Origin of the sequence: Lysinibacillus xylanilyticus (assembly GCF_001183605.1) — a bacterium.
Taxonomy (GTDB): domain Bacteria; phylum Bacillota; class Bacilli; order Bacillales_A; family Planococcaceae; genus Lysinibacillus; species Lysinibacillus xylanilyticus.
The window spans coordinates 1,168,197-1,184,999 of record NZ_LFXJ01000005.1; the positions used below are offsets into that span (position 1 = coordinate 1,168,197).

The following is a 16,803-nucleotide window of genomic DNA, read 5'->3' on the forward strand; positions in this document are numbered from 1 at the left end:
TTTGATCATTTTTTAGGAAGATAAAACACTATTTTTCAAGTGTTCTATCTACAGGTATCATATTAAAATAGAGTTTCTTTTTAATAAAGCTTGATAATTCTAATATCCCTTATCTACTTATTACCTCCACTTACTGGAATACTACCCAATGTACAAGTAAGAAGGCTCTTAACTCAATTAGTGATCTAAAGCAAATCGACTAATCCGTCTGGAACTAATACTAATTTATTATTAGTAAAATCGCTAATTGGCTTCCAAAGCAATTTGAAGATTGCTCCATTATCTTCTTGTCCGAAAAAAGAAGGTTTTTCATAAAAGGACTTTTCAATAAACTCTGCATCATATACAAAAACTACTTCGTGTCCGAGGTCACCTTTATATGTAAATATGTTTTCGATTGTACCTAAATAGTTTAAGTTCTTTATGGTTGCCCCGATTTCTTCGAGTACTTCCCTCTTTATTGCTTGAGAACTTGTCTCCCCATATTCAATTCCTCCGCCAATTGGCCGATAGTAATGATTTCCCTTTACTTCATCGAAGCCTTCAGAGACAAGTATTGAATCGCCTTTCCTAAATACACAAATAGCAATTGGTCGAATTTGACCTTTCCTCATGCCATACCTCCATTATCAACCGTATAAGATTTTTCATTATTATAACAATGTTATATAACTAACCCGCTTCTTTATCGAAAAAATTTCTTAGTTCTTTCTCGAGGATGCGATGGCAAAATTGCATTGTATAACTCTAGAGATGCGGGATGCTTGTATGCTTCATCTTTCCCAATCTCCTCAACTAGTTGTCCGTGCTCCATCACGACGATGCGGTCTGACATATAACGTGTCGCTTGTAAATCATGAGAAATAAAAATGTATGCAAGCTGCATGTCTTTTTGCAGTGTTTGTAGTAATTGTATAATATGCTTCTGCAAAATCATATCAAGACTACTAATGGCTTCATCTAAAACAATCAGTTTTGGATTTAAAGCAAGAGCTCTTGCAATGTTGACACGTTGCTGTTGCCCTCCACTAAGTTGCGAAGGGTTTTTTTGAGCAATTGTACTTTCTAACTCCACACAGTCTAGTAATTCCCTTACTTTATGTTGTCTCTCTGTTTTGCTGAACTGTTCGAAATTAAGGAGAGGTTCTTCTACTATCTCAAAAATCGTATGCTTCGGATTAAATGAATGATAGCTATTTTGAAAGACAGCCTGTAAATCTCTACGTATTATTTTTTTGTGCTTACTTGTTGTTTCGTAAAGATTAATACCTTGAAATAGAACCTCACCTTTTGTTGGTCGCTCAATTCCTAAAATAATACGGCCTAATGTACTTTTGCCCGAACCACTTTGCCCGACGATTCCTAAACACTCGCCCTCCTGAAGTGAAAATGTCACCCCTTGTAATACGGGAGCTTCCTGTCCTCGTTTAAACATGAATGGTCTTTGAGCATACTGCATCTCTATATTTTTCACTTCTAGTAGCGTCATATTTTTTCACCTCTAAAACATTATTCTTGATTGTAACAGTTTTTTTGTATAGGGATGCTGAGGTGTATCAAAAAAATCATAGACATTCGCGTGCTCAATCATTTCGCCTTGATACATCACAGCCACGTCGTCAGCTAGTTCAGCAATAACACCTAAATCATGTGTCACAAGAATAATAGCAGCCTCTGTTTCTGAGCGAATACGATCAAATAGTGTTAATATTTGTTTTTGATTGACTGTGTCAAGGGCTGTCGTTGGCTCATCTGCAATATATATAGAAGATTGTATCGCCAATGATAAAGCAATCATTACTCGCTGTAACATTCCGCCACTTAATTGGAAAGGATAATAGTGCAGAAGCTTCTCTGGATTGGGTAAGTTGACTTTATACATGGCATCAATAGCAATCTGTCTTATTTCTTTTTTAGTCATCACAAAGTGAGCTTTTAATGATTCTCGAAAATGGCTTTCGATTGTTTGAATACTATCAAAAGCTGTAGACGGATTTTGCATAATCATAGACAGATGCCTTCCGCGATACGCTCTCATTTTAGAGGCTGATACATTCAATAAATTTTCTTGTTGGTAGATGATTTGTCCTTGGGTGATCTGCGCCGCAGCCGGTAATGATTGCATGATGGCGTGGCAAAGCATTGTCTTTCCACTACCACTTTCCCCTATAATCCCCAATACACGCCCTTTATAGGCTGTCATATTGATTGAGGTTAATATATTTTTCTCACCGATTTTTACCGTTAAGTCTTTCACTTCTAAAACTTTCTCCATAATTACCCCTTTACTAGCCAAGCTTCTTAAAACTACTTGCCAAATGATTCAATAATAGCACAACAAGGACGATGGCAAGTCCAGGATAAAGCATTAATTCAGGATGTTGACGGATGTATTGTTTTCCTTCATTCACCATCATTCCCCATTCAGGAATAGGGGCCTGCACGCCAAGTCCAATAAAGGAAAATCCTGCGATTTCTAAAATAACCTTCCCTATATCTAAAACAACTATTGTTACGATAGGTGGCAGTAAATTGGGGATATAATGGCGTATGATTAATTTGATGCCTGAAGTGCCACTGATTCTTGCTGCTTGAATAAAATCTTTTTCATTCAACCCAATAAATAAACCTCTTATCAATCTTGAATAATAAATAAATTGCGTAAAAACAAGTGCGATTAACACATTTTTTAAGCTAGGACCTAATAAACCTAAAAGTCCAAATGCAAGGACAAGTGTAGGAAAAGCTAATAAAATATCACATATTCGAATAAATAGATAATCTACAATGCCTCTTTTTAGCGCAACGAAAGCACCTACTAAAATAGCTAAAAGAATGGCTACTATTTGAATGACAAGCGCTGATCCTAAAGAATAGCGAATAGCTAAAAGCATTCGTGAGAAAACACATCTTCCTAAATGATCTGTACCAAATGGATAGTCCCATGAAGGGGCTAAAAATTTCTTTGATATATCAACTGCTAAAGGGTCATGGGGCATTAATACTGGCGCAAACAATCCCAATAAGCCAATGACTAGCAGTATCGTTAGACTAAATAATCTTTTTACATTTGCTCTTTCTTTTCGTAATAGGCTCACTTCAATCTCTCCTGTCCTTCATCATCAGATGAGGATCCAATAGACGATGCAATACATCTGTGCATAAATTTGCAAGCACATAAATGACAGCAATAATCAATACATAGCATTGCACAACTGGGTAATCTCTGTTAATAATGGATTCTATTAAATATCTACCGAGTCCTGGCCAACTAAAGACCTGCTCCACGATTACTGCACCACCGAGTAAATTACCAAGTGTCATACCTAACAAAGTAGATAGCGGAATAACAGCATTTCTCAAAACATGACGTACGAGGATTACAGAGTTTTTTAATCCTCTCAGCTGTGCGTATTGAACATAATGCTGTTGTAATTCTTCAATGATAGCTGAACGGATAAACTGAACGAAAAGCCCAATTGTTGGTAAAGCTAATGCGAATGCAGGTAAAACTAGATGAGCTAGTGTACCTTTCCCATTTGTCGGGAAGATTCCTAATTTTAAGCTAAATAAATATAGTAGTAAAAAACCTAACCAAAATGTTGGAATCGACACACTCATGACGGTAAATAGTCTAATTACTTTATCGATGATGGAATGCTTATATAATGCACTTATTATTCCTAATGGCATACTTATTCCTAAAATCAACACAAATGCAGCAACTGCTAATTCAATGGTTGCGGGTAATTTAGCGAATAGCTCATGTGCTACGGGTAATTTACTAACAAAAGATGTACCAAAATCTAAATGCAAAACGCCTTTTATCCATAGCAAATATTGAATAAGAAAAGGTTTGTCTGTTCCAAGTTCCTCACGTAATGCTTGAATGGCTTCTGCTGTTGGTGCAACTCTTGCCAATCTTAGAATGACCTCAGCAGGTTCTACTGGGACGAAACGAATAAATACAAAGGTCAGGATGGATACGCCCAATAGTACAAACGGTAATGTTAAAATTCTTTTTAAACAAAACATCCATGTCGATTCATACATGCTGTCACTTCCTAATCAATCCTATGATAAAGAGAGAGATGTCTTTGATCGACATACTCTCTCTTTTACAGTTATTTTTCTTTATCCATTTGTGCAAATGGAATATCATATTCAGATGCACGTGGAGCAAAATCCTTCATATATGGCTGATAAATCACGCTATTTGTTTCGTAAGATATAGGATAGAATAGTGCTTGGTCATGGAACATTGTTAAAATATCCGTATAAAGTTGCACTCGCTCTTTTTCATCTGTACCTACTAATAATTGATGAATTTTGTTATCGATTTCTTTGGCATTTGGTAAGCCTAATTTCGCTTCATAGACACCATTAGCATTTGGTGTGGCTGATTCATTAGCAAAGCTATGTGGATCTGTTGGTGGTCCATTTGTACGCCAGAAATTAATATCGACTTGATCATCCATCAATTTTTGAAGACCTACCATCACATCTGCGCCTTCTAAATTCAACTGTACCCCTATTTTTGCTAGTTCACCTTGCATTAGTTCCGCCATTGGTTTTTGAATCGCATCTGTTGCAATGTAGATTAAATCTATTGTTAGTGGTTGTCCGTTTTTAGAGCGAATTTTTTCACCCTTCTGTAGCGTCCATCCCGCTTCATCTAGCAATTGCTGCGCTTTTTTCGGGTTATATAAAATTGGAGCTAAATCAATATTGGCATATGGTATAGCATCCCAAAATAGTGTATTGGCAACTTTTTCTGTACCATGTGTAATACTGTCAACCATTTGCTCCTTATTGATTGCATATTGAATCGCTTGACGTACCTTTAATTCTGCTAATGGACCTGACTGTGTATTAAAAAGCAGCGCTCGCGTAGACAAAGGTTCAGACGTAGCGGTTTTATATTTTCCACTATCTTTTAAATACGTATAGTTATCTAAACTAATGATGCCACGACCATATATTAAATCTAATTCTTCGTTTTCAAATGCCAACGAAATAGATTCTGAATCAGGAATAATTTTTACTTTTATTTTATCTACAAGAGGTTTTTCACCCCAGTAGTTTTCGTTTCGACTAAATAAAGCATATTCATCCTTTTTGTAATCTGTTAATACCCATGGGCCAGTCCCAATTGGTGCTTTGATTGAATCTTGCGTTGTATCGCCTTTAGGGAATCCATTATCCCCTAAAAAACGGAACGGTCTTACGAAGGCAAGCTCATTTAATACAGGGTAATAGGGTTCATCCAATTGCAAACGAATTGTAAAGTCATCCACTTTCACAACGTCTTTAATATGATTGACCATGCCCATCCAAGAATGCATATCACGATTAGCTAAAACTGCATTAAAGTTACGAATCACATTGTCTGCATTAAAAACCGTTCCATCAGAATACTTAACATCTTTTCTCAAATGGAAAACATAAGAGGTTTTATTCTCTGAGATGTCCCAACTTTCCGCTAGCTTCGGCGTAATTGTTCCGTCATCGTTATATTCAACCAATGATTCATAGACCATTGCTTGTGCTGTCATTTGATTTGGTAAATATGTATGGGGATTTAATGGACCTACATCTAATGGCCACCCAATCGTTATCATTTTTTCGTCTGTCTGTTGTTTCGGTGCTGTCTCTCCCTTTTTATGATCATTGCTTGTACAGCCAGTGAGTAAACTGAACATCAAAACAAGCATGAAAGGAAGTAAATACTTAGTTAATCTCATTTTCTGTCTCCTATCTTTGTTTGCGATGCACGAATCTACTTATTGAAAGAAGGCATAAAAAAAACCTTATTTCAAAAGAATAAGGACAGAAAAACTTACTATGAGTATGCTCCCATCCATCTCCCTATCTTTCGTAGATCATCAATGAATCTCCTTACAAGCAGGCATTCTGGCTCATGAATCATGATTCTGCTTCACCTTCCCAAGTAATCACTCAGTGGTAATAGAAACAAAACTCCTCATTTACAGCTGCGGGACAGCATGGGATTTACACCCATTTTCCTTTTAATTGAATGAAAGTTATCTCACTCAAACTTGTAATGATTTCTATGAAATTAGTATTAAACATAACATGCTCTAATGTTCGCGTCAATTTTATTTTCTGAATATAATAAAATTCTCAAAATAATACTAACATAAAATGGCCAGGTAGCTTCAGCCTGGCCTTGTTTGACTTCATCACGCTTTCTTCAATGAAAAAGAGATGATTTTTTTATCAAACTTTATTACAAATATCAAGTTTTATTATATGTGCCGTTTTATAGTGCCTGTTTTAGCAATCTTTTAGAAGACATTGCAATGTGATAGTTATTAGTCAACACTAATTTGAAACCATCCTGTTTCATCAGGAAAGTCCCTTCTGGATAAACTTCGGCCAGAAATCAATTGGCGATATGCAGTGATAGTACCATCGTGTGAAACTATAAAAATCTTATCCTTTTTTAACAACTTCAAATTTGCAACAAATTGTTGTGCAATGTTGTTGAAATCACTATTTGGCATAGTATTTATACTACCTGACCACAAATCTGGAGGTACATTCTTATCGAATTCTAGATTCGGATAATCCTTTTTGATTGTTTCTAAATTAATGATTTTATCACAAGGCAAAGTTTTTCCATTTTGGCGGAAAGGAAATATTCGTGGGGATACTAATGGGCTTACTAACTTACGACAATCAACATGCGAAGACCAAATTAGTGCAGTTTCCAGTGTTCTTTTAAGAGGACTAATAAATATAATATCTTCATCCGTTAAGGTGAACTTTTTCCTTAACAACTTCGCTTGACTTATTCCTAATGCTGTTAATGAAGGATTTTTCACTTGCAAGCTATTTGGAATTGCTAGTGTGTGTTCTCCTTGGCCATGACGAATAAATATCAACTCCACTTGATCACCACTCTTCTTCTTAACAAATAAAATGCCGTTAGATTGAACAAAATAACTTATTCTTTTTGATCACATCTAAGCCCATACAGACCAGGCAGCCTCAATATGATTACCTGATGGATCGGTAAAGACAAAGTATTTTGCATTTTCCCCGCGCTTAACAATCTCGGTTACTTCTACACCATTATTCTTTAATGATTGATGTGTATATTCAAGGTCTGGACAATTCAACGTAAAAGTTTGATAGAGGCGACCATCGCGTCAAAAATCTGCTGTTGTATGATCCTTTGTTTCTACAAGAAGTAATACAACATTTCCTTCTGGCGGGTGTTAATACCGCTACAAAACCAATATCATCCTTAAACTTTGGTGCTTTAAGCTTAAATCTAAGTTTATTTTCGTACCATTCAATTGTTTCATTAACATTAATAGCCGGTAAATACAGATAGCCAATTCTACCGAATAACGACTTTTGGTCTTGAGTAATTTCCAATTTCCTCACTCCTGATTAAAAATTCTATAGGTTGGTTAATAGTATTCTTTAAAATCCAGTATATTCCTTTTTGTCATTAGAATAATTGAACAAGGTTTGGAAAAAATACATCTAAAAAAGGGCTTGAGAAAATGAAAAAAATTGTTTTTGTTGTCTTACTTTTATTAGTTCCAGTTGATGCGGCTGTGATAGTATCTGCTGGATCCATGCAATTAATTGAAGATTCACCTGAAGTCGATGAACAGCAAGAATTAACAATAAAGCAAGCGGTTGAATTAGCAAACCCCTCAGTATTGAAATGGAATAAAAATGCTCAATTATTACAGGCAATAAATATAGATTTAGATAAGTCTAGGAAGTTAATTGGAAGTAACGGTAAAAGAAAGCATTGGAACATTTCATTTGGAGTACCTGATACTAATAAGTATTTTTTAGTAACTATTCATGACGGGAAAATAGATCAAACAAGTGATGTAACGGTGGATGGTACTTCTCCTTATCCCCAAAAAGAATTTATACAAATGAATGATATGAAGTATGATTCACCAGAGTTGCTTCAAAAAGCACTGAAAATGGGCAGTATTTATCCTGGTAACGATTGGGCTAAAGGGTACAATTTTATGCTTATTAAAGATACAGAGAGAAATGTTCCACTTCTATTAGTGATAGGTTGGAATAGAGACCAAACAAAAATGGAAGCAGCGGGCTTTAATGCCTCGACAGGAGAATACATTAAACCTAATTAAGTTGCACTCCTTATTTTTAGCTTACGAGGTTTTTGGTGAAAAAAGAGGATTAACATAATCAATCATTTTTATATTATTCGCTGACTTTTTATATTTAGCTTTTTATCACCCATATTCAGAATCGCTTTTACAAAAGTGATTATTTTTATAAAACTTTTATAAAATTTTATTTAAATGAGTAGTTAAATATCGCAATTCCTTTTAACAACTAATCATATTATAGATTGTAGAAAGGAGGTAATAGCTATGTCTGAATACTGCGGTAGTGGCGGCGGTTATGGTAATGGTACTGGTTCAGCTTTTGCGCTAATCGTTGTTCTATTCATTCTATTGATTATTGTCGGCACTAGCTTCATCGGCTTCTATTAATACCCAATACCGCCACCAATGCTCATAATTTTTGGATAATATAAAGTTATCCTTTCCCTTCAAATATATACAAAGGGTCACACTCCTCCGGTGACCCTTTAATATTTTCTTAAATCAAATTATTAAGTCGCATCTGATTAGGGACTGAGTGACGTTTTTGAGATAGGTAGAAAACACTTTAGTATACAGTCAGTTGAAAATAATACCGATAACTAAAAAGTTTGTTTCATTCAATTAGTACAGGATTTAGCGATGTTCGTCGGCGATACGTAGGAAAATGAAGATATCTTTTTGATACCAAATACATATAGTTAGTCCAAACCTTTGCAAGCAGACAAAAAATAACATGAGATCCCACCTCAAATAGAAAGATGATGCCCCATGTTATTCTCCGTACTTTTTTTTTCTACTATTTAACTATTCTCTTCAGCACTTTGATCTAGTTCTAAAGGTAAAAAAGCATATTCTCCATTTCTAATAATCTCACATTTACGAACTGGAATAGGTTGTTTGAACATTGGCCCATCTAATACTGTAGTATGGAACTCTCCACCTTCTCCACAAGGGTCAATACCGCGAGCTTCAAGCTCCTTTATGTATTCATGGGTTAACGTCCGCCCTAAATCTTCCTCGCGCATGCCCAAAGATAAATTAACAGTTACAATGATTGTAACAAATCCAAGGTTTATAAATTCTTCAACTGCTTCACGATGATCCATTTCCCATAAAGGCATGCCTAGTTTTAATCCAGCATTCTTCGTAACCTTGTCATGCCAGCAGCCATGTTCAGGCATATCTAAGTCTCCTGTTACTAAAACTTCTGCACCTTGATTTTTAGCTTTTTCTAAAAGGCTCATAAATACTTTTTCATATTCTATCCAGCTTGCTGCTGCAGTATAAACAGGTAAACCTATAGATTTCGCTTGAGCATGTATGAGTTCCGGAGGCATTCCGTGAGATCTGGACCGTTCCCCTTCTTCCTCCAGCATAACGATTAATCCAACCGCTTCTCCAACCTTCATTGCTTTATATAACGCTAAGACACTATCCTTACCTCCACTAAATGAAGCTATAAATTTATGCCCTTGTGCATTATTTTTCCAATCCAATAATTCCGACATTCAAATCTTTCCCCTTTTTAATGACTTTTCTAAGCTCCTCCTTAGAATAACAATCAATTATGCCTCGGCATAATTGCGTCCGGAATCGGCTTTGTGCTTAGGCCTGCAAATGTTCTTTGCGCGAAAGCGTAGCGGCAGCAACGTGTCTTAGTCTGTGCGAAAGCGAAGCGACAGCAAAAGGGTTTTATCTGCGCGAAAGCAAAGCGACAGCGGCAACACAGCACCGATGCAGGTCAGTTAGCCGTTATCGCATGGATGCGATGATTTTAGGCTAACATCCCCTAAGAACTTCTTTCCGATTATGTGACATCCGCCGGAGGCTTAGGCCAACACGATGTTGGTCACTCAGACGTTGCCACAGGATGTGGCGTTCTTAGACTGAGTTCCTTTATTTCAGCGGATGTCTTTTGTACCAAAAGCATAGCGACAGGTACAGACGTTTCGTAGCGTCAGCAGCAGATGTTTGGACTCCTGCTGAAAGATGTTAAAACTCATTTGCAATTTTATCATTGCAAATGAGTCTGTCAGAAGTAGCTTACATATGGCTTTCTTTAATTTTTTTGCTCAAGGCATTGATAAATTGCCATCATATCTCGTTTATTCAATTCTCGGATACGGTTGAAAATAGGAATATCTGCAACAGCCTCCGTAAGTAAGCTTTCATCTACAACGTCGCTTACTTTGCCAGTTAGCCATGTTTGCACGTCTACGCCTTCGACAATTTCCTTACGTCCTTCATCATTAATGCCACTTGCAGAGCAACTAACACATGGTACGGATAATTTATAGACGCCATCATGGAGATTGTCCTCTGAAATGACTTTCTTTCCATCACAGAATGGACATTTATGGCTTGCTTTAATTTTATTAATTTGTGTCACTATTTTTTTGTAGCCAAATGCTTCATAGACGTACGTTAATTTTTTGTATTTTCCATTAGTGAAATACTTATCAATAATGGTTTCTCTCGTTTCGTCAATGTTGGCAAAATCACAGATTGTAATTAGATTTTTGCTACTTATTACTTCGATATTATCTTTAATTTTGTCCCAGAATGGTAAAACATTATTTAGTACTATTTCATAACCCGCTAAGCTTGCTAGATCTAATTCAAGCATTTTTAACGACACTTGTGTTTCTCTTGGAAGTAATGAGACATCTTCCGTAAGAGTCATATCGCCACCAACAATTGCTTTTAGTTTTTCAAGCTGTGGTAGGTTGCCTACTGTTTCTATGACCTGGTCGAGAGGTCGATGTATAAGCTCACGAATATCAGAGTCCCCGAATGTTAGTTTTTTCTTATGGTTTAGCACGGCTCCTTGACAGATTGGACAGCCAATCATTTTTTTTGATTCTTTCATTTGCTCTTTAATAATTGATTTTGAAATAACCATATAACGTCCAAGGATAAAATTAAAGCCTTCCCATTTTTTTGAAGATTTACTTGCTTTATCATAAAAAGATTTTTCCCAATAACCATATAGGAATGTATGTCTTTCTTCTTCTGTCATCTCATTGTAGCTTTTACTAATATCTTGACCTAGTTCATTCTTGATCTCATCAAAAAGGAATTGTAATTTCGGATGTTGATAATATTTTAATACTTCCATCACGTCTGGATGTAATAAACCATCCCAGAATGGCACTGTTTTGTCTTGAATGACTAAATCAATATCAAATTCTTCAATTTGCAGGCGACCAGAACAGCTAGGGCAATGATTTTCCTGACTAAAGAAATCGAAGCTTCTTGTATCTTTATTCGTTGGATGTGCAGCCACTATATGGTTGATTAGGCCACCGATTTCATATAAAAAACTATACTGACTATACAAGTGTCTTTCTAGATCAATGGCGACGACAGGTGCAATTGTTGCAGATTCATACTCTCCATATATCAAACGGGCCATTGATGATAGGCTTTTTAAAATACCGCCTTTATAGATGTTTTCGGCATTTTTAAAATAGCTAATATGATTGTCTTCTAAGTAATGGATGCCGTTTTTTGAAGCTAGTGTTGAAGATATATGCAATGGAGCATCACTGTTTGTACTGTTAAGTTGACTAAAATAATCATCATGACTAACAACATCAAGATGTCGAATAGGTTCTTGCTGTCTTTTTCCAAAATCAACGATAAAATCAGAGCTATCTATCATATAAGCATTATGTTCAATCATCATAATAGAGACAGATTCATCTTGGAGAATGTCCCTCACACTATCAATGAATTGATTTAATATGTTTTGTGATAAACCTTTTGAAGGCTCGTCAAAAATAAACAGCGTATGTGGGTTTCTTGAGTTCGAAAACAGCTCAGAAACTAAATGAACACATTGAAATTCACCTGTCGATAAAGATTGTGTTTTTCTTTCCAACGTTAAATAACCGAGCCCCAGTTTAATCAATAAACTTAAGCGTTTATGAGCGATATCTTCATTTGGAAGCTCCTCAATAATGTCTTCAATAGAACGTTGGAAAATATCATCAATATCGTCACTGTATTTCGTCATTTTCTTTTTGATATCAAGAAACGTTGCAACAGTCGATCGGCTAGTAATCGATTGGTTTCGGTCTTGTCCTACCATGACCAGTTTATCTTTTGGATATCTTTTTAAGAAATCGTTGGAGATACACTCATTGACAAGGGTCGATTTCCCACAGCCAGACTCACCTGTCACGGTTACTAGTCTATTTTTAGGAATCTGAATTTCAGCCATTTCAATATTACGACAGTAAAGATCATGAAATTGATAATATTCTGTAGGCATTACCTGGTTTCGTTCGCAATGGATTGGCTCTGGACGTGGTGATTCTTCGACGATTTTGCCGCCGTATTTCCCACTGCCAGGCCCAAAGAATAGTTGCTCATCCGATGTATCGAGCACCGTATCAGAATGATCAATAAGCCAAATTTGATTTTTATAGCCCAATTGTTTGATCTGTTCTAAAATTTTCAAAAGTGTTTGGTGATCAAGACCAACAGATATTTCATCAATAATTATCACGGTATTTTCACTAGCGGCCATAAATTCTGCCAAGTACAGTCGAGTTAATTCCCCTCCAGACAAGGTCCCCATGATCCGATTTAAAGTTAAGTAACCAATATTCATATCGATAATATTTTTAAGAATATGCTGTCTCTCTTCACTAATATTTAATTCCTCAGAAAGGGAATAAATCGCCTCAATACTTAAGTTGTTCATATCGGAAATACTGTGTGGCTGATTCCGTAATTCTAGCTTATATTGTTCAACTTCCGAGCTATAACGCTTGCCCTCACACTTTTTACATTCGACATTTTTGGTTGTGCCACGTCCTTTACATGTAGTACACCATCCTAATGCATTATTAAAGGAAAAAACCTCTGGCGAAAGATCAAACTTTTCAGCAAGCTTTTCACGAACCTCTTTATAAACGCCCGTATGAGTACCAACTGTTGAACGTGGATTAGTAGAAATTGATGACTTCCCGAGAAAAAGAACTAAAGGCATTTGTTCCATCTTGATGGCACTGAAATTCGTTTCCATAATATTTGGGAACAAATACTGATATTCAGCCTTTGGCAATAAAGAAACGAGACGTTTCTTAGATTCTTCACCAATTGTTTGACAAAATGTAGTCTTACCAGATCCAGACAATCCAGCAATTCCTAAAGATTGATCTTCCGGTAAGTCGACATCTAAACGATTTATATTGTTAGCAATTATTTGATTTATTTTCATCGGATAATCTCTCCATTCCATATAGTACTGTCATGTTAGCACAACTTCAACTGTATTTGTTGTGTTTATGACATGCCAACAATTATGCCTCGGCATAAATGCGTCCGGAATCGGCTTTGTGCAAGCACAAAGTACTCCTTCCCGATTCCGTGACATCCGCCGGAGGCTTTAGGCCAACATGATGTTGGTCACTCAGTCGTTGCCACAGGATGTGGCGCACTTAGACTGAGTTCCTCTATTTCAGCCTTTGCTGAAAGAAGTTAAAAAAATGACGCTTTCCGTGTTTCGAAAAGCGTCCAACAATTAATGTAATTTCTGTGTTACCTGCTTAAAAGGTTCATATTGAAAAGTAGTTAACATAGAAAATGAAGAAATCATTTTTACAGCTCTGCTAACACTTTTTCAAGCTGCTTACCATTGTTAATCCAAGCGTATTTAGCTCCTTCAATTGCTCCTTGACGAGCTTTAGTCGCTTCACTGAATCCGCTTTGATCAAGATGTAAATGTGTAGTTCCATCTGAACCTTCTGTCAACGTCCATGTAACTGTAGTAGTTTCTCCAGCACTTGCCCAAATGTAAGATAATGTATGAGGTTCTTCCACTTTAAGCACCTCGCAATTGACAATTCCATCCCACCATTCATTTGGTTCAGCTCGGAATTGGAATTTATGTCCTACGACTGGTTTAAAGTCATTTTTCCATATCCACTTTGCAAGAGTGTCTGAATCCGTTAATGCGTTCCAAACTTTCTCAATTGAACTTGTAAATTGATAATCTAAAGATACATCTGCTTTCATTTTTCTTCCTCCAATATAAGATTTAATATAGCCATTCTTGCTTTCCAGAATCCTTCGTAATACGATACCCAATCTTGAATTTCCTTCAACGGACCGGCATTCAACCGATACCTCGTTTCTCTACCAACCCTTCGAGCAATTACGAGATCAGCATCTTTAAGGATAGCCAAATGCTTAGAAACTGCTGTACGCCCCATTTCAAATTGAGACGTTAATTCATGAAGAGGTAATTCTTCCGCATCTGCCAACAAGCGTATTAATTGACGTCTTGTTGGATCAGCAATAGCAGCATAAACATCACGCTCTTGAGTCTTGTCGCTCAAAATCCCCCTCCCCCTTTTGAATTGGACACTGATTGGTGTCTTAATTATATGACACCAATCAGTGTCCAGTCAATTTTTATTTTGAGATATTTGCATTAATTTTATTCACCGATTATTAATACGAATATAATTTACTGTGCTTGGATTCCTGAATGTACTTGTAGTACCACAGTCTAAGCCTCTATGGCATTTATGTTGCTTTCCATTTCATCTAAAAAAGACAAACCGAAAATCAAACATGGTCCTGCCCCCCTAAAGTTAGATTTTTAACTCTAAGGGTGCAGGACCCATTCGGTTTGTCTTTTCTTTTCTTTTATTTTTAGTATGCTTGAGCAAACCAAACTGTATGCTTCGCTTCATTTCCACAGCAAATACAAGACGTTTTTGTAGTTGGTGGGTTAAACGGAATGTTACGAGTAGTATATTTTGTCTCTTCTTTCACTTTTTCTTCGCATGCATCATCTCCACACCATCCAGCAAGAATCCAGCCCGGAATAGATCCGTTTTCCTTGGAATTGTTAATGTGCTGCTGTAAATCTTTCAGTGTATCGATATTTGTATGAGCGTTTTCATCACGGAATTTGCGCGCTTTTTCAAACAATCGACTTTGCATTGTTGTTAGTTCCGCCTCAATTGCTGAAACAATGTCATTCAAGTCAACGGATTGTTTTTCGTCTTCATCTCGTGCTTTTAACAATACCTGATTTTTCTCTAAGTCACGAGGTCCTAATTCAATACGAATTGGCACACCTTTTAATTCCCATTCATTAAATTTGAAGCCTGGTGATTGGTCAGAGTCATCAAGACGTACTCGAATTCCCTTCTTCTTAAGGATTGCGAAGATGTCATCTAGTTTCTCCATAATTTCAGGGGTCTTTTTCCATGGACCTACAGGTATTAAGACAACTTGGGTTGGTGCAATTCGTGGCGGTAAAATAAGCCCCTGCTCATCACCGTGAACCATAATTACTGAACCTATTAAACGAGTGGAAGTCCCCCAAGATGTTGTGTGTACATATTCATGCTGATTGGCTTTATTTAAATATTTAATATCAAAGGCTTCAGCAAATTTTGTCCCTAAGTAGTGAGAGGTACCAGCTTGAACGGCCTTTCCATTTTTCATCATTGCTTCGATAGAAAATGTATCAACTGCGCCCGCAAAACGTTCAGAAGGTGTTTTTTGTCCATCATAGACAGGAATGGCAAGTAAACCCTCTACTACTTCCTTATAGATAGCTAACATTTGCATCGTTTCTTGACGTGCATCTTGTTCATCAATATGTGCTGTATGGCCCTCCTGCCACAAAAATTCAGATGTTCGAATGAATGGAAGTGTTTTCTTTTCCCAACGAAAAACATTTGCCCATTGATTAATTAAGACCGGCAAATCGCGGTAACTTTTAATCCAATTCGAATAGAGATGGCCAATCATCGTTTCAGAGGTAGGACGAAGTGCTAAACGCTCTTCTAATTTCTCGCCTGCTGCCTCCGTTACCCAAGGAAGCTCAGGTGAGAAACCTTCGATATGCTCTTTTTCTTTTTGGAAGAAGGATTCAGGAATTAACATAGGGAAATAAGCGTTGCGATGACCTGTTTCTTTAAAGCGACGGTCCATCTCATCCTGAATATGCTCCCAAATTTCATAGCCATCTGGTTTAAATGCGATACAGCCGCGAACTGGTGTATAATCCATTAAATCTGCCTTTTGAATTGTATCAATGTACCATTTTGAAAAATCGTTTTGTTGTGTTGTCATTTTCTATCCTCCATTTCTGTAACTTTACCTACTGAAAAAATAAAAAGCACAAAGCTGTCCTCAAAAATAAGGACGTCTTTGTGCCGACTAAACGTGGTACCACCTTGAATTTAGTTTTAAGAAAACCTTAAAACCCTCTAACGTTTTGTAACGAAAACGACTCGGTTATGTTTGCATAACATCTCCGTGGTAGGTTTCAGATAAGAAGCGGTGATATAGCTCTCAGCAATTGCTATATTCTCTGTTTCACTATTCTTTCTTACTTGGCCACATCAACAATTAATATTTTATATAACTTTAGCAAAACAGTTAAATAATTTCAAATATTTAATTTTTTTCGGCGAGTGTCACGGAATTATGCCGAGGTATAATTGATTTAAACACGATTATTTTTCGGGAAATATCAGAAAATTAAATTTACTTTCGGTTACCAATTTTGCTTTTAACTAGCCAAAATTCATAAATATTTCTGAGCAATTAAAACTCCCCACGCCCTCGTGCGTTCTACCATGGCTACTGATAGATTAAATCTAAATAAAAAAAGTTCAACCAGGAAGTTCTG

Annotated in this window: 15 protein-coding genes, 1 riboswitch and 1 other annotated feature; of the genes, 2 read left to right on the forward strand and 13 right to left on the reverse strand. The window is 36.5% G+C overall.

The window, feature by feature from the left end; genetic code table 11:
* Positions 1 to 185 precede the first annotated feature (185 nt).
* The 8 genes from ACZ11_RS08495 to ACZ11_RS27510 form a co-directional block, all read right to left on the reverse strand.
* A complete protein-coding gene (locus tag ACZ11_RS08495; protein WP_049665287.1) occupies positions 186 to 614 on the reverse strand; it encodes an NUDIX hydrolase in 429 nt (142 codons plus the stop codon).
* A gap of 71 nt (positions 615 to 685) precedes the next feature.
* Positions 686 to 1,489 (reverse strand): ABC transporter ATP-binding protein, encoded by an 804-nt coding sequence (locus ACZ11_RS08500; RefSeq protein WP_049665289.1) that lies wholly within the window; start codon positions 1,487 to 1,489, stop codon positions 686 to 688.
* Positions 1,490 to 1,501: 12 nt separating this feature from the next.
* Positions 1,502 to 2,275, reverse strand: coding sequence for an ABC transporter ATP-binding protein (locus ACZ11_RS08505; RefSeq protein WP_049665291.1), 774 nt, complete (start codon positions 2,273 to 2,275; stop codon positions 1,502 to 1,504).
* Between the two features lie 13 nt (positions 2,276 to 2,288).
* Positions 2,289 to 3,098, reverse strand: a complete 810-nt coding sequence (locus ACZ11_RS08510) for an ABC transporter permease subunit (RefSeq protein ID WP_236690810.1) — start codon at positions 3,096 to 3,098, stop codon at positions 2,289 to 2,291.
* A gap of 1 nt (position 3,099) precedes the next feature.
* Positions 3,100 to 4,053 (reverse strand): nickel ABC transporter permease, encoded by a 954-nt coding sequence (nikB, locus tag ACZ11_RS08515; RefSeq protein WP_236690811.1) that lies wholly within the window; start codon positions 4,051 to 4,053, stop codon positions 3,100 to 3,102.
* Positions 4,054 to 4,124: 71 nt separating this feature from the next.
* Complete coding sequence (gene nikA, locus ACZ11_RS08520) at positions 4,125 to 5,744, reverse strand: nickel ABC transporter substrate-binding protein (RefSeq protein WP_236690812.1); 1,620 nt, start codon at positions 5,742 to 5,744, stop codon at positions 4,125 to 4,127.
* Between the two features lie 142 nt (positions 5,745 to 5,886).
* Positions 5,887 to 6,078, reverse strand: a riboswitch (cobalamin riboswitch).
* A 257-nt stretch (positions 6,079 to 6,335) separates the two neighbouring features.
* Positions 6,336 to 6,914, reverse strand: a complete 579-nt coding sequence (locus ACZ11_RS08525) for a histidine phosphatase family protein (RefSeq protein WP_049665294.1) — start codon at positions 6,912 to 6,914, stop codon at positions 6,336 to 6,338.
* Between the two features lie 75 nt (positions 6,915 to 6,989).
* On the reverse strand, positions 6,990 to 7,145 hold the full coding sequence (locus tag ACZ11_RS27510) for a VOC family protein (RefSeq protein WP_082172723.1): 156 nt from the start codon (positions 7,143 to 7,145) through the stop codon (positions 6,990 to 6,992).
* 393 nt (positions 7,146 to 7,538) lie between these two features.
* On the opposite strand from ACZ11_RS27510, the gene ACZ11_RS08535 reads away from it, so the two are divergent.
* A complete protein-coding gene (locus ACZ11_RS08535; protein WP_049665297.1) occupies positions 7,539 to 8,153 on the forward strand; it encodes a hypothetical protein in 615 nt (204 codons plus the stop codon).
* 246 nt (positions 8,154 to 8,399) lie between these two features.
* The gene (locus ACZ11_RS25120; RefSeq protein ID WP_049665300.1) at positions 8,400 to 8,522 is read left to right on the forward strand and encodes a YjcZ family sporulation protein; all 123 of its coding nucleotides are present in this window, start codon (positions 8,400 to 8,402) and stop codon (positions 8,520 to 8,522) included.
* Positions 8,523 to 8,935: 413 nt separating this feature from the next.
* Here ACZ11_RS25120 and ACZ11_RS08545 read toward each other — a convergent pair whose 3' ends face one another.
* The 5 genes from ACZ11_RS08545 to proS form a co-directional block, all read right to left on the reverse strand.
* Positions 8,936 to 9,643: a Dph6-related ATP pyrophosphatase gene (locus ACZ11_RS08545; protein WP_049665303.1), complete on the reverse strand. Its 708-nt coding sequence runs from the start codon at positions 9,641 to 9,643 to the stop codon at positions 8,936 to 8,938.
* Positions 9,644 to 10,194: 551 nt separating this feature from the next.
* Complete coding sequence (locus ACZ11_RS08550) at positions 10,195 to 13,365, reverse strand: ATP-binding cassette domain-containing protein (protein ID WP_049665304.1); 3,171 nt, start codon at positions 13,363 to 13,365, stop codon at positions 10,195 to 10,197.
* A 380-nt stretch (positions 13,366 to 13,745) separates the two neighbouring features.
* Positions 13,746 to 14,162: an SRPBCC family protein gene (locus ACZ11_RS08555; protein WP_049665306.1), complete on the reverse strand. Its 417-nt coding sequence runs from the start codon at positions 14,160 to 14,162 to the stop codon at positions 13,746 to 13,748.
* On the reverse strand, positions 14,159 to 14,485 hold the full coding sequence (locus ACZ11_RS08560) for an ArsR/SmtB family transcription factor (protein ID WP_049665307.1): 327 nt from the start codon (positions 14,483 to 14,485) through the stop codon (positions 14,159 to 14,161). Before ACZ11_RS08560 ends, ACZ11_RS08555 begins: the two co-directional genes overlap by 4 nt.
* 319 nt (positions 14,486 to 14,804) lie before the next feature.
* Positions 14,805 to 16,241, reverse strand: coding sequence for a proline--tRNA ligase (gene proS / locus ACZ11_RS08565; RefSeq protein ID WP_049665309.1), 1,437 nt, complete (start codon positions 16,239 to 16,241; stop codon positions 14,805 to 14,807).
* A 65-nt stretch (positions 16,242 to 16,306) separates the two neighbouring features.
* Positions 16,307 to 16,526 (reverse strand) — a binding site (T-box leader).
* Positions 16,527 to 16,803 lie beyond the last annotated feature (277 nt).

Bases quoted from the DNA above. Each gene is read 5' to 3' on its own strand.
- ACZ11_RS25120 (WP_049665300.1), top strand. From the start codon at position 8,400: ATGTCTGAATACTGCGGTAGTGGCGGCGGTTATGGTAATGGTACTGGT.
- ACZ11_RS08505 (WP_049665291.1), bottom strand. From the start codon at position 2,275: ATGGAGAAAGTTTTAGAAGTGAAAGACTTAACGGTAAAAATCGGTGAG.
- ACZ11_RS08535 (WP_049665297.1), top strand. From the start codon at position 7,539: ATGAAAAAAATTGTTTTTGTTGTCTTACTTTTATTAGTTCCAGTTGAT.
- ACZ11_RS08495 (WP_049665287.1), bottom strand. From the start codon at position 614: ATGAGGAAAGGTCAAATTCGACCAATTGCTATTTGTGTATTTAGGAAA.
- nikA (WP_236690812.1), bottom strand. From the start codon at position 5,744: ATGAGATTAACTAAGTATTTACTTCCTTTCATGCTTGTTTTGATGTTC.
- ACZ11_RS08500 (WP_049665289.1), bottom strand. From the start codon at position 1,489: ATGACGCTACTAGAAGTGAAAAATATAGAGATGCAGTATGCTCAAAGA.
- ACZ11_RS08555 (WP_049665306.1), bottom strand. From the start codon at position 14,162: ATGAAAGCAGATGTATCTTTAGATTATCAATTTACAAGTTCAATTGAG.
- ACZ11_RS08545 (WP_049665303.1), bottom strand. From the start codon at position 9,643: ATGTCGGAATTATTGGATTGGAAAAATAATGCACAAGGGCATAAATTT.
- nikB (WP_236690811.1), bottom strand. From the start codon at position 4,053: ATGTATGAATCGACATGGATGTTTTGTTTAAAAAGAATTTTAACATTA.
- ACZ11_RS08550 (WP_049665304.1), bottom strand. From the start codon at position 13,365: ATGAAAATAAATCAAATAATTGCTAACAATATAAATCGTTTAGATGTC.
- proS (WP_049665309.1), bottom strand. From the start codon at position 16,241: ATGACAACACAACAAAACGATTTTTCAAAATGGTACATTGATACAATT.